This is a genomic window from Wolbachia endosymbiont (group A) of Andrena helvola, assembly GCF_964028415.1.
Taxonomy (GTDB): Bacteria; Pseudomonadota; Alphaproteobacteria; order Rickettsiales; family Anaplasmataceae; genus Wolbachia; species Wolbachia pipientis.
On sequence record NZ_OZ034779.1, the window covers coordinates 560,194 to 574,199 of the forward strand.

Genomic DNA, 14,006 nt, shown 5'->3' on the forward strand with positions numbered 1-14,006 from the left:
TATGTCTTAAACCTTATCACCAGGCTTAACAAATAGGTGGCCCAATACTATTAACTTTATGGGTTTATCTTCGTTATTTGCTACTATCCAAACCCCATCGCTCTCATGATCAACAATTTCTATTGGTGCAAATACTACATAATTATTGTCATCAACAATCTTTATTCCAAGAGCACCCTCGTCACTTAAGCTCAGGGCTGAAGAAGGAACTTTATATGCAAATCTTTCGCCTGAAGGTAGCCTTACGTTGGCAGTTAGTCCCTGCAAGGATATCATTTTATTATTAGTTACCTTTACTTCTACCCTATAAGACCCAGTTTTAGGCTCAGCAATTTTACTAATAAAACTTACTTCACCTGCCAATTCTTTTCCGTCCAGCAAATTAATTTGAGCTGTGCTGCCTAGCTCTATTTTATTTACTTCATTTTCCGAAACGTATAACACTACAAGAATTTGATCGAAATTAACCACGTCAGCTATTTTTTGCCCAGCATTAACAAAATCCCCTTCGTTTGCATTGATTTTATCAATATAACCATCTATAGGAGATGTGACTGCAGTATTTTCTAAATCCAATTCTAGCCTTTTTAGGTCAGCTTTTGCACTTTGTAACGCAGTAAAAGCTGCTTCTACTTGTATTTGTGCCCCATAGCCTTTTTTATTCAGTTTGTGAGAGGAATCATACTCAATTTCACGCTGCTTTAATAAAGCTTTGGCTTTCTGAGCTTGCTCAATCCTGTCATAATCTTCTATCTTTAACACTACATCATCTCTTTTTACCTTTTCACCATCAGGTAAATAAATAGCAATAATCTTACCACTTATTTTTGAGACAAGGCTAGCTCTATGTAAGGGATTTACTGTACCAGAAAAATTTAAATATATAGTGCGGTTTTGCGGCGCACATTCTTGAGTTTTTACTGAAAAGCTACTAGTTGCATTATCGCTATGAACCGCCTGATCTTTTTTTAAAAATGCACTACTGATAAAAAACAGTAGAATAAAAGCAATACTGGAAATGATGATTACTTTATTTCTCATCTTTAAACAATAGAATTTGTTGACCAATCTTGTTAGAAACAACTGCATAAATTTTCGAATCAGAAATGTAAGTATAATACATGTACCATTGTCACTCCATAAATAGTTTTATATGAGAACAAACACAAGATTTTCCTATAATAAGTAAGTTTTTTATTGCTAAAATGCAATTTTTAATCGAATAAAATTGCAAACAAGGTTGTGCATAAGACTGGATTTAAAAAAATCTCGAAAAACATACTAAAACTTTTAAATAATAACTTTATATCTAGTGGCTTTGCCTTCTCCAAGACGCTGTAAGTATTTCATCCCTAGCAGTTTCTTTGTAATTGCCTCTACTGTTCTTGGAGGAAATCCTAGAGCTTCTATAGCATCTTTTCTACTAAATTCTTTATCTGCAAGGCTAAGTGCCCATTCCCAGAAGAATAATTGTTTTCTTGATAATAAATATTCAGTATTCTCCCTCTCAAGAATATAATGCGCCTCATTTGCTTGCGTTTTGAGCACATTAAGAAAAAATATTAACCATGGGGAAATATCTTCTTTGCTACTTTTCCAGCTACTTTGTGTTTTATTAAGCGCTAAATAGTAATCAAGTTTGTTAGTTTCAATTATCTTTTCATGTGATACAATAGATACAAAATCATAACCCTGCTGCAACAGCATTAAATTAGTCATCAATCTACTAGTTCTGCCATTCCCATCTTGAAAAGGGTGTATTGCCAGATACTCAAAAACAAAGTTAGCAATAATAATAAGAGGATGCTTAAATTTATTATTTAAGGACCAGTGATACCAATCAATAAGCTCTTGTACTTCCTTTCTAACAAGGTAAGGTGGTGTGGGATCAAAAATTATACCAACAACTTTTCCATTCTGATCTTTTGCCTCAACTCTATTAGAACTTGCTTTGTATTTTCCTCTATGATACAAATCTTTTTCACTATAAAGTAGCATCTGGTTGTTAATGTGCAATATTGATGACTCACTAATTGGAATATCCGTATAATCATGAAATATTAGTTTAAGCATTTCTAAGTAGCCAGCAATTTCTTGCTCATCTCTATTTTTAAATTTTTTGACACGTAGGTTTTTATATAGATCCTCAACTTCTTTATCGGTTAGACGATTTCCTTCAATACGGTTAGAAGCGCCAGAAGATGTAACAATAACTGAATGAGTTAATCTTTCAATTGTTTGTGGTAGTAGTTTTTTCGTTATCTGCCAGCTATTTTTAACACTATCAACTGCAGTAATTAACTCGTACACTTGCTCAATTACAGGCCCTTCTAGGTTGAGACGCGTACTAAGACGAAAATTCTTCCAGTTCATATTCTTCTCACATGCATATTATGTGAGATAATGTGAGATAATGTGATAAAAGTCAATAGTAAACTTTATATGCACAGCAGAGCTAACTACAAAAATTATACATTTTCAAGTGATCCTAACCATATCAAAAACTACAGGGCAAAGCTGTTAGAGGAAGGCTTAATTAGTTAAAAATTTCAATCTTATGTAAAATATTGTCTTATTTTGTAATTTTCTTGTTGACTAACGAGACGATATCTACTTTTCAATAAACTCCATTTGCATTTCTTGTATACTGCTTTCTATTTGCTTTATTTGTTCTATCAACCTTTCCTCTAAGTCGAGATTACCGCTCAGCCTCGCTTCGGTTCTTTCTTTTCGTAATGCATTTAACTCTTTTAGTAACACTATATTATTCCACACAATTTCTGCAGATTTTCTCTCGTTCAGTTGGCTATTTAGTACACTAGTTTTTTCAAATACATACTTTATAACGTTAAACTGTTTCAATTCTTGTAACAAAGCCTCTTTATCGAGTTTGCTTTTGTTACTTATTACATCAATTATACGCTGTTGTAATCTTTTCATCTCATTAGTAAATTCAAAATGAGAAAATTGCTCAAAAAATATAGGACGGTTCAAGATTTCAGGAAATTCTACGGCTATACGCAAAATTACGGCCTGATTTTGCTCTGCTTCAATTAGCTCTGGAGACTTGTTATGAAGATACTCACCTTTTGTTGCTCTAGTTTTACTATTAAAAATCTGTTTTTTGAAGCTACTTCTTAGTTCACTAGCCTTATTGTAAAAATAATCTCTGTAATACCTTCTAATACTGCTGTTGCTAATAGTATTTACATATTCCATGAACTTGTGCTCAAGAATTGAATATTTTTCCGGAGCAAGTTTTTCATAATTTTGCAAATTGCTATCGATTATGTGATGCCATAAATATTCAGAATGCAGTTTTGTTGAATGGTCAAGAGCAGTCAACACGTCTTCTTTCTTGTATGCCAGTTCGTTACATATATCGTATGGATCTTTATTACTTGGCAAAGTCACAAACTTTAACGTGTATCCAGGCTCTAATATTGGCAGAGCAAGTTCTGCAACTCGAGTAGCAGCATGACGTCCAGCACTATCGCCATCCATACAGATGGAGATTTCTTTAGCAAATCTCCATAGATTTTTTATCTGCTCTGCAGAAATTGCGGTACCAAGCGGAGCAACTGCATTACTAATTCCTGCTTGATGTAGCGCTATAGCGTCCATATATCCTTCAACAACGAGTATGTGCTGTTTTTTACGTATTTCGCTTAAAGCAAAGTTTAATCCGTATAAATTCTCCCTCTTCTTGAAGAGCTGACTCTCTGGACTGTTTAAATATTTCGGCTGTTGCTCAGAACTTAGCGCACGTCCGCCAAAACCAATAACTCTCCCTGCAATGCTCTGTATAGGAAATATCAGCCGGTCATAAAAATAATCATGAAAATTTTTGTTTACTAATCCAATATCAATTAAAATTTTGTCTTCAATACCTGAAGAGTTTAAATACTCTTTCAAACCAGAGCTTGGTGCATAACCTATCTTAAATTTATCTATGATTTTAGGTGAAATCTTACGCTGCTTTAAATAATCTACAACACCTTGATTTTTTTGTGCAAACCAATTTGCAGCTAAATCAAGCGCTAAAAATAGTTTATTGTCCTCTTTTGTAATACTAAGATTTTTGGGCAGTTCAACACCTGTAACCGATGCTAATTTTTCCAATGCTTCTTTAAAGCTTAATCCTTCAGTTTGTGAAATAAATTCAAATGCATCACCACTAGCCAAGCAACCAAAACAGTAATATAACCCCTTAGTATTGCTCACCGAAAAAGATGGGGTTTTTTCGTTATGAAATGGACAGAGCCCAACAAAACTATCTCCTCTTTTTATTAATCTGACTTTTTTACCTACTATGTCGGATAATAATAATTTTGATTTTATAATATCTATATGATCCATCTTGTTAAATTAGTAGTAGGATAAAAATTATATAGAATTTATACACATCTGACTCGAAATTTATTTCTATAACTAAAGCAATTTAGATTTACCGACAATGTAGCTATACAAATTCAAGAGCAATCCTGTCATCCAGGTAGCCCACAGAAACAAAAAACTTCCTTGACAAACCTCGCCAGCGCCCTTATCATGAAACTGAAGCTATTTATTTATCTTCTCTGTACAGATTAAATGACAAAAAAACTCAACGTATCTGGCGTCTCATGTTTAATTTTTTGCACTATGTGCACCTTATGTCTTTATCAAATTTCCGGGTTTTGACCTACACAAGCTGAAATACGCTTATAAAGCATTTAAAACATTAAAAAACGCCAACTTAAAAAATGGATAGTGAATAACTAGCTACCCTAGGGTTTCTTTTGCCTTTTTTTCTGTTTAGTAAATTTCTTAACGTCTATAATTTAGATTAGTTGCAGCTTAAAAGCAGCTAAATCGCGGTTATTAAGTGTTTAGAATAAAAAAACGCCATACTTGAAAGTATAATGTAAGTAATTAGCCAACCACGGGGCTTCTTTTGCCTTTTTTTTCGTTTGGTAAATTTCTTAATATTTATACAGAAGGTGTCATTCCAGTGCTTGACACTGGAATCCAGTTCTTATTATACAGCTATCTGGTGTACTTATTTAAAATTAAGTTTTCTGGATCTCAGTGCCAAAGCACTGGGATGACACCCTTCCTGGCGGAGATTATTCTCAAATCACAATGTTCGTACAGTTGTGGAATGAATTGCGGTATGACGTAGGAAAACCTTAGCTATAGCTTTAGAACTCCCAAAAGGTCAGAAGCATTGAATGACTTGACAGAAAGTTCAAACCCATATAAAATGTCCTTATTTCTTATATGTTAGGTATAGTATCAATTGCCTCAGATCATGCTGGTTATGAATTAAAATCAGAAATAAAACCTTACCTGGAAGCCCTAGGTTACAGAGTAGTAGATCAAGGCTGCACTGCTAAGCAAAAGTGTGTAGATTACCCAAACTATGCTGTTAAAGTTGTAGAAGATATAACAAGCAAAAAAGCAAATTATGGGATATTAATTTGTGGTACAGGTTTGGGCATGAGTACTGTGGCAAATCGTTTTGAAGGAATCTACGCTGCTTTATGTAACAGTGTTGAGATCGCAAAATTAGCTCGCGAGCATGGCAACGCAAATGTACTGTGTCTTGGTGCAGGGTTTACTGCGAGTGGATTAGCAAAAGACATAGTCAAACAATTCCTCGAAACAGAATTTTCAAAAGAAAGCAGACATAAAAAACGCCTTGATAAACTCAGCAATATAACCTCTAAGAAAAAAAAAACAAAAACTTATAACGAAGATGAAATATCAAAATTCGCTAAAATGGCAGGCCAGTGGTGGGATGAGAACGGCAAATTCAAACCATTGCACATGATGAATCCTGTTAGAGTATCTTACATTATTGAGAAAATAAAAGAGTTAAAAAAATGCAATTTGAAAGAATTATCATTGCTTGATGTTGGATGCGGTGGTGGCATTTTGTCAGAGTCAATGGCACGCGTTGGCATTAACGTTGTGGGAATAGATGTATGTGAAGAAAACATAAAAGTAGCGCATTCACATGCAAAAAAAGTAGGGTTAAATATAGAATATATACACACCAGCATTGAAGAGCTAAGCAATGACAAGAAGTACGACGTGGTTCTGCTGATGGAAGTAGTTGAACATGTGGATAATTTAGAGCTTTTCATGAAAAAAGCGATAGAACTGCTAAAACCGAATGGGCTGATATTTATATCCACAATAAATAGAACTATCAAATCCTTCTGCCTTGCAATAATTGGTGCAGAGTACATATTAAATTGGCTGCCAAAAGGTACACATAACTGGAATAAATTTCTCAAGCCGTCAGAAATTGCAAATCACTTAAGAGAAAATAATGTAACGCTGCAAAACATGGCTGGCATGGAGTACAACGTAATAAAGCGTGAGTGGAATCTAACTAAAGGCGTGGATGTTAATTATATACTCTGCGGTTTGTTAGATTTAACTCTATAAAAGCACCATTTTCACTTCCAATACTTTGAAGGATCTTGGCCAGCTTTTATACAGTAGCCTTTATTAGTTAGCGCCCAACCGGAACGACAAGCATAACCTGTACCTACACGTTCATATCCAGGAGCAGCAACACACTTTCCATTCTCCAAGGTTTGACCTTTAAAAAGACAACAAACTTCTTTTTCTGTTACCTTTGTTACAATTTGAGGAGCACCAAAAAACACAGCAACAAACATACCCAGTGCGAAAAGTGCAGGCCAAGGCATTCTGCCAAATATTGCAAGTAAGCTTGAACCAATTATTACCACTGTAATCATTGGTCCACCTATTCCATGAACGTAACCTATTACATTACACATTACATCTGTTGCTCCATCAGCGTGTGCATCAAATGCATAGAAAACTATAAATAGAATTACAAGAAAATTTCTCATTGTTCTTTCAATAATCATGCCTGATTGTTTCTTATTTTAATAAAATTTCAGTAAATAGCTTTTTTCAAAAATTATGCTTAACCTAATCAATATTTATTTATTACTGCCTTTTTAATACTATAATTAACTCAGTTGATTTTTATCAAAATGCTAAACCATGGAACAATTCGAGAACTTTTACATCACCACGCCAGTATATTACGTAAACGATAAGCCGCATATTGGTCATGCATACACTTCTCTCTTGTGTGACGTGGTGGCAAGGTTCATGAAACTAGCTGGGAAAAATGTCAAATTTACCACTGGTACAGATGAACATGGACAAAAAATAGAAAAAGCAGCTAAAGCAAAGGAAATGCAGCCAAAAGAATTTACAGATGAAGTGAGCGTTTCATTTAAAGAATTGGCTAAGTTCATGAATTTTGAGTATGACGATTTTATTCGCACTACGGAGGAACGTCACAAAAAAGCAGTTATAGCTTTATGGAATAGACTTGAAGAGAGAGGGCAAATATATTTGGATTCCTATTCGGGTTGGTATTCAGTTCGTGATGAAGCATTTTATCAGGAATCAGAGCTGATAGATGGCAAAGCACCAACAGGCGCAGAAGTTCAGTGGATAAAAGAAGAGAGCTACTTTTTTCGCTTGTCAAACTGGCAAGACAAATTACTGGAACTCTATAAAAATCAGCCAAGTTTTATCTTTCCTGAGAGCAGAAGAAATGAAGTGATATCGTTTGTAAGATCAGGGCTCATTGACCTCTCAATCTCTCGCACTAGTTTTAACTGGGGAATAAAAGTACCAGGTAATGACAAACACGTAATCTATGTCTGGATAGATGCATTAACCAATTATCTTACATCAATAGGTTTCCCTAGTACTGAAGGTGAGGAATATAAGAGGTTTTGGGCAGAACCAGAAACACAGATTCCAGTGTCAAGCACTGGAATGACACCAAACCAAGGGAAAACGCAGATTCCAGTGTCAAGCGCTGCAAACCTAGCTGACAACTCTTTCAACGTTCATGTAATCGGTAAAGACATATTGCGCTTTCATGCTGTATATTGGCCAGCGATTCTCCTTGCAGCAGACCTGCCACTGCCAAAACAAATTGCAGTTCATGGTTGGTGGTTGAACGAGGGAGAGAAAATATCCAAGTCCCTTGGTAATGTCATAGATCCAATTGGCCTCGCTCAAGAGTTTGGTGTTGATCAGCTACGCTATTTTCTCCTTCGGGAAGCAAGCTTCGGCCAAGATGGCAACTTTAGTAAGAAAAATATGATCAGCCGGATAAATTCAGAACTGGCAAACAACATAGGCAATTTAGTACAAAGAACAATTTCATTTTTACACAAGCAATGTTCTGGAATTGTACCAACAATCGATCAAAGCCTACTTAAAGGTGAAGAAAGTCTTCCAGGTTGCAAAGCTATACTCGATCAAGTGATGAATCACCTATCAAAGTATGAATTTAACCATATCATACTTCTAATCATCAACATCTCTTCTGAAGCAAATGCCTACATAGACAAAAGTGCACCCTGGACACTAAGCAAAACTGACAGAGAGCGCATGAATTTAGTAATTTACAAGTTACTGGAATATATCAGGATAATAGGCATTTTATTGCAGCCAATTGTCCCGAGGTCAGCGGAAATGATACTTGATCAACTGCAAATCCCGAAAGAGCAACAAGATTTAAAATCTCTGTGCAACGCATGCGTAAGCTTAGGCATTACGCTGCCTAAACCTACGCCGGTTTTTTTGAGGGTTGATGCTAAAGAGGAGAAATAGTGTAAAAACTATTTCTCCTGGATGGGATTATCTTTAGTTAACAACGGTGCACACCGCTGTCTACATATTCAAGTTAGGTGGCAAGTGCCTTAGTTACTTTAGCAAAATATGGTTTAGTAACATCAGCATCTATCACTACTACTTCAGTCATTGCCGACTTAACCTTTCCTAGGCTCCATGCAAACCAGCCTTGACCATTTTCTTCTTTAGTTGGCTGACTTTCTGGGCTAGAAATCTCAGTACCTTTTTCATCACCAGATTCTGCATCATAAAATACATCCTGATCCTCAGAAAGACTCATTAAATAACTTTTAGCAGCATCAACATTTAAATGATCAGGTTGCTTAGGAACGTTATCAATATTTAAATAATCCAAACTATTAGCTCGTTGCTTTTGCTCACTGGAAAGAACCTCAAGATTTAAATAATCCAAACGAGTTAGTTCTTGCATGCTAGGTTTAGATCCATCTTCACGCTTAAACTGCTCTTCCGGACTAGAAACCTTAGTACCATAAATCCTACTGTACAAGCTGCTTCCAACGCTGTTAAGTGCTCCTCTTACAGATGCAATTGACGCATCATAAGTATTTTTCAAGCCATCTTTAACAATACGAGTTACACGACCACTAATAAATGCTTCTTTTGTAGATGTAAATGCTTTTTCAGATGCTGTTTTGATATCCTTTGCAAACTCAGCTGATGGCATAGTATCATAAATATTTTTTAATTTATTTCCAACACTATTAAATTTCCCTTTTGCTTGTGAAATAATGGCTTGCTCTTGAGTTTGTACTTCGAAATCTCTCTTAGTAAGCTGCTGGTTTATGCTATCAAATTCTACCGCATTACCTGGCTGAGAAGCATTAATCCTTCTGGTTGCAGCCAACTCATTTTTCATTCTAAAAATCTCCCGATCTTTCTCAGAAATAGTTTTATCTTTATCTTCTATCTCTTTTGCTTGATTAGCCAGTTGAGTATTTTTTTCGGATATTTCTTTTACTTTCTCAGAAATTATTTTACCTTTAGCTTCTACTTTACTTTTTTCATCAGAAAGCTGAGCTTCCTTCTCAGAAATAGTTTTGTTCTTACTAACTGCTGCATACGAAAGTGCAATAGCTACAGCAGAAAATACAGCACCACCAATAATAAATGGAAGGCCAACACTTAATGCTGCAACTGGAGCTAAGAAACCAATATAAGGAGCTGCAGCAAACACTCCAGATGCTAATAAAGTTAAAGCAGCCAGAGTTCCAGCTATATAATAGGGTACATTGTTTTTATTCATCATCTCACGTATTATAAAATATAATACCATTATAAAAGGATTTTTAAGAAGTTGTCAAGCTATCTTTACATAAAAAAAAATAATTGATAAACTTGGGAACAAGAAGATTGCTGCCAAGCTATGAACTATGCCTTTCCGTGTAATCTTTAAATGCACCTCTGTTAGAGTCAAAATATAGCTTCACACTGCCAATTGGTCCATTTCTCTGCTTTGCAATAATGAGCTCTGCAATGTTTCTAATTTTTTCCATTTTCTCTTGCCATTCCCGATGTTTATTGTTTCCTTCATTTGGCTGTTTTCTTAGTTCATAATACTCTTCTCTATAGAGAAACATTACTATATCTGCGTCTTGCTCTATGCTCCCTGAATCACGTAAATCAGAAAGTTGTGGTTTTTTATCATCCCTCTGCTCAACAGAACGAGAGAGCTGAGATAGTGCAACAATGGGAATATTTAGCTCCTTTGCAATTGCTTTCAAACCCTGCGTCACTTCCGAGATTTCTTGCACTCTATTTTCATTACTCCTTTTTGTTGTTCCTCTGATTAGCTGCAAATAATCAATGAATACCACTTCTACATTATATAATTGATACAGCAAGCGTATTCTGGTGCGAAGGGCACTAATTGATAGCGCAGGGGTGTCATCTATGATGAAAGGCAGTTCAGATAATTCTGTACTAGTATTGATAAATTCATGCAATTCAAAATCACTAATTCTCCCGGTTAATGCCTTATAATAACTAATTCCTGAATCTATAGTGATCAGCCTTGCAGTTAATTGCTCTGCTGACATTTCAAGCGAGAAAAACGCTACATAGTGTTGCTTATCTGCTCTTTTTTGCAACATCTTACAAGCATTAAGTGCGATGTTTAGCGCCAATGCTGTTTTACCCATAGAAGGCCTTGCAGCTAAAATTAATAAATCAGATTTTTGTAGACCACCAAGAAGCTGATTTAGATCTTGAAGTCCGGTTGTAACGCCTAGCGCTTCTGGATTATTTTTCAGTGTGCTGATCTTCTCAACTACATCTTTAATTGAACTTGCAAGTTTTATATATGTTTTCTCACCTTGTTTTTTTACTGCCAAATTGAACAATTTTGTCATTGCTTGTTCAATTTGCGCCTGTGCAGGATTTTCAATATCGTAGTTGTAGCTATCACCAACTATTTCTTGCCCGAGCTTGATTAAACATCTCCTTAAGTAAGTATCACGGATTATTCTAGTCAAACTATAAATATCAAGTGCAATACTTGCCTTCGCTGCAAGCTTTGCTAAGTACTCTACCCCGCCACACTCGGTAAATGCTTGGTCGTTCTCAAAAAACATTTTGAGGCTCAGTTCATTGGCAACTATACCGTGTTTCCTGGTTTTAGATATTTGCGTAAAAATACTTTGATGCAGTGGATCATAGAAATTTTCTGCTGTAATTGTGTCTTCAACTGCATCACAGATTCTATTATCACGAATCATTGCACCAATAAGCATCTGTTCAGCTTCTAAATTATGCGGTAATTTACATATTTCCTTATCTACACTTCTTGAACTGAGGAGATTGGCTAATTCATTCATTTTAAGTTTTGAGAGTAACTGTTGATTATTGTAGAATATTTAGTCCTCATTTGAAAGATGTAAAGGCAAAAAAATTTGACTAATTCCGTGTTGCCTATAGCATTAAAACTTAATGCCCCTGTGGTGGAATGGTAGACACGGCAGACTCAAAATCTGTTGCTTGCAAAAGCATGCTGGTTCAAGTCCGGCCAGGGGCACGTTAAATATTGGAAAGCGTATATATGTTACATAAATTTTTTGATCGTTTATTCTCTATTTTTTCTTCTATAAATGTTATTCAAAAGGTAAAGAAAGACGAAAATGGAATATGTTATGTAACGGGCCTCAGGCGCTATATATCAGTATTGCTTGATTTAATTATTATCGTTTTGTTCTTGCAGTTTTGCAGCCAAGCCTTTAATCAGCTCTTTACAAACTCAGAGGATAGCAAAATATTCAGCCAAGTTGCTGCAAAATCCCCAATGCAAGTGCCACTTTCTATAGAAGAAAAGGCAATGCAGAGTAGACTTGTAAAATTAATGATTCTAAATCAAATAGTCCAGTTTATTATGCTCTTTTGCTATGTAATATATATGTGGGTAAAGTTTGCTACTACACCTGGAAAACTATTATTTGGGCTTAGAGTTGTGGATGCACAAACTTTCGAAAAGATGACCCTAAAACAAGCAACAAAGAGATTTTTTTCCTTTATATTGTCAGTTGCACCATTATTCTTGGGCTTTTTATGGTCAAATTTCAACAAACGCTGTCAAACTTGGCACGATAAGATCGCAGGCACAGTGGTTGTCACGAGTAAAAGCCTTAGAAGGCAGAGCTAAAAACTACTTGACACCCTTCGCCAGCCCCTTTATCATGATAGTGAAGGTATTCAGTTATCTTCATCTGTGCAGATTAAACAGCAAGAAAACAACGTAGTTGGCGTCTTATTTTTAATTTTTTGCACTATGTGCACCTTATGTCTTCACAACATTTCTGGGTTTTTACCTATATAAGCTGAAACGCGCTTATAAGTCGTTTAAGACAGTATAGTACGCCAATTTGCAGGATTAGAGAGTGACAACTAGCTAACGCGGGGTTTCTTTTGCCTTTTTTTCTGCTTAGTAAATTTCTTAAACATTTAAACTAAGGTGAGTTGCGTTTAAAAGCAGCTAAATTGCAGTGTTTAAGATTTAAAAAACGCCAAATACTGAAAATAGACAATGACTAGGGCTTCTTTTGCCTTTTTTTTCATTTGGTAAATTTCTTAATGTTTGTAGCTAAACGACAACCGTCATCCCTGTAAAGATCAAGTATCCCGCTACTTGTTAGCGGGACCTAGAGATACCGCGAATGAATCGCGGTATGACGGTTCACGGTGGCATGACGGTTAAGTAATTCGTCATCCCGCTACTTGTTAGCGGGATCTCTTGTTAGCGGATGAGATACCGCGAATGAATCGCGGTATGACGGTCTGCGGCGGTATGATGGTCTGCGGCGGTATGACGTAGAGCTCGCGTCAGCTACTTTCATGACACCATTTGCTGTCTTCAAAAATGAATGTTCTTACAATTGTGCGTCATGCGCTTTATTAAATATTTTACTTAAAAATCTAATTTCTTATTATACAAGAGATAAGCAATTCATTGATGATGAAAAATTACAAAAAGGGGCATAGAAAGCGCCTAAGAGAGAAAATTATTTTAGATAATGGACAATCATTACTTGATTATGAAGTTTTAGAGCACATTTTATATTCAGCATATAGTAGAATTGATGTAAAACCGGTGGCAAAGAGTTTGATAGAAAGTTTTGGCAGCTTAAATAAAGTTTTTAATGCTGACCTGGAAGCGCTGCAAAACGTTGATGATGTCAGCAATGCAGCGATATCTGCCATCTTTTGTGTAAAACAAGCCTTTGTTCGTTCTGCAAGAGAAGAAATAAAAAACCTGCCTGTAATCGATAACTGGGAAAAATTGCTTGATTATTTAAGAATAAGTATAGGAAGCCTCAATAAGGAAAATTTTCGCGTCATCTATATGAATAAAAAGTATCGTCTAATAGCGGAAGACCTGCAAAATATTGGTACAGTAGATCAAACTCCTCTTTATGTCAGAGAGATCATCAAGCGCGCACTTTTGATTGGTTCAACATCCATTGTAATATCTCACAATCATCCAAGCGGAGATACACAACCTTCAAATAGCGATATATCTCTCACTAGACAACTAGCAGAAGCTTGCCAAAGTATAGGAATAGAATTAATAGATCACATTATTATTACATTCAGTAGCTATTTTAGTTTCAAGGAAAATAGGTTGTTGTGAAAGCCTTTATAGCTACAGTAACTTAGATTTACCGACAATCGTCATTCCGCTACGTGTTAGCGGCTAAGAGATACCGCGAATGAATCGCGGTATGACGTAGATTGCTGTCATCCCGCTGCTTGTTAGCGGCTGAGATACCGCCGCGGTATAGTAACTCGTCATCCCGCTACGTGTTAGCGGGATC

Annotated in this window: 10 protein-coding genes, 1 tRNA gene and 1 pseudogene; 5 read left to right on the forward strand and 7 right to left on the reverse strand. The window is 35.8% G+C overall.

Features of this window, described 5'->3' with window-relative positions:
- Nucleotides 1–6: 6 nt before the first annotated feature.
- From ABWU73_RS03015 to ABWU73_RS08130, 4 genes and pseudogenes are all read right to left on the reverse strand, one after another.
- On the reverse strand, nt 7–1,089 hold the full coding sequence (locus ABWU73_RS03015) for an efflux RND transporter periplasmic adaptor subunit (protein WP_174515936.1): 1,083 nt from the start codon (nt 1,087–1,089) through the stop codon (nt 7–9).
- 201 nt (nt 1,090–1,290) lie between these two features.
- Nucleotides 1,291–2,373, reverse strand: a complete 1,083-nt coding sequence (locus tag ABWU73_RS03020) for a Fic family protein (protein ID WP_174515935.1) — start codon at nt 2,371–2,373, stop codon at nt 1,291–1,293.
- A 237-nt stretch (nt 2,374–2,610) separates the two neighbouring features.
- The gene (gene dnaG / locus ABWU73_RS03025; RefSeq protein WP_264329561.1) at nt 2,611–4,359 is read right to left on the reverse strand and encodes a DNA primase; all 1,749 of its coding nucleotides are present in this window, start codon (nt 4,357–4,359) and stop codon (nt 2,611–2,613) included.
- Nucleotides 4,360–4,977: 618 nt separating this feature from the next.
- Nucleotides 4,978–5,064: pseudogene (locus tag ABWU73_RS08130) on the reverse strand (WPE palindromic element domain-containing protein); the annotation flags it as partial.
- Between the two features lie 195 nt (nt 5,065–5,259).
- Between ABWU73_RS08130 and ubiG the strand changes: the two are divergent.
- On the forward strand, nt 5,260–6,435 hold the full coding sequence (gene ubiG, locus ABWU73_RS03035) for a bifunctional 2-polyprenyl-6-hydroxyphenol methylase/3-demethylubiquinol 3-O-methyltransferase UbiG (protein ID WP_264329562.1): 1,176 nt from the start codon (nt 5,260–5,262) through the stop codon (nt 6,433–6,435).
- 11 nt (nt 6,436–6,446) lie between these two features.
- Here ubiG and ABWU73_RS03040 read toward each other — a convergent pair whose 3' ends face one another.
- Complete coding sequence (locus ABWU73_RS03040; RefSeq protein WP_233395601.1) at nt 6,447–6,869, reverse strand: TrbC/VirB2 family protein; 423 nt, start codon at nt 6,867–6,869, stop codon at nt 6,447–6,449.
- A 157-nt stretch (nt 6,870–7,026) separates the two neighbouring features.
- Here ABWU73_RS03040 and metG point away from each other — a divergent pair, with 157 nt between their 5' ends.
- Entirely contained in the window at nt 7,027–8,664 is a 1,638-nt protein-coding gene (metG, locus tag ABWU73_RS03045) for a methionine--tRNA ligase (RefSeq protein ID WP_264329563.1), read from the forward strand.
- A 73-nt stretch (nt 8,665–8,737) separates the two neighbouring features.
- Here metG and ABWU73_RS03050 read toward each other — a convergent pair whose 3' ends face one another.
- On the reverse strand, nt 8,738–9,880 hold the full coding sequence (locus ABWU73_RS03050; protein ID WP_353285507.1) for a hypothetical protein: 1,143 nt from the start codon (nt 9,878–9,880) through the stop codon (nt 8,738–8,740).
- A 187-nt stretch (nt 9,881–10,067) separates the two neighbouring features.
- Complete coding sequence (locus ABWU73_RS03055) at nt 10,068–11,519, reverse strand: replicative DNA helicase (protein ID WP_015589094.1); 1,452 nt, start codon at nt 11,517–11,519, stop codon at nt 10,068–10,070.
- A 114-nt stretch (nt 11,520–11,633) separates the two neighbouring features.
- On the opposite strand from ABWU73_RS03055, the gene ABWU73_RS03060 reads away from it, so the two are divergent.
- The 3 genes from ABWU73_RS03060 (at nt 11,634) to radC (ending at nt 13,822) form a co-directional block, all read left to right on the forward strand.
- A tRNA-Leu gene (locus ABWU73_RS03060) sits at nt 11,634–11,716 on the forward strand.
- Between the two features lie 24 nt (nt 11,717–11,740).
- Nucleotides 11,741–12,337, forward strand: a complete 597-nt coding sequence (locus ABWU73_RS03065) for an RDD family protein (protein ID WP_264329565.1) — start codon at nt 11,741–11,743, stop codon at nt 12,335–12,337.
- Nucleotides 12,338–13,147: 810 nt separating this feature from the next.
- Nucleotides 13,148–13,822 (forward strand): RadC family protein, encoded by a 675-nt coding sequence (radC, locus tag ABWU73_RS03070; RefSeq protein WP_010962534.1) that lies wholly within the window; start codon nt 13,148–13,150, stop codon nt 13,820–13,822.
- Nucleotides 13,823–14,006 lie beyond the last annotated feature (184 nt).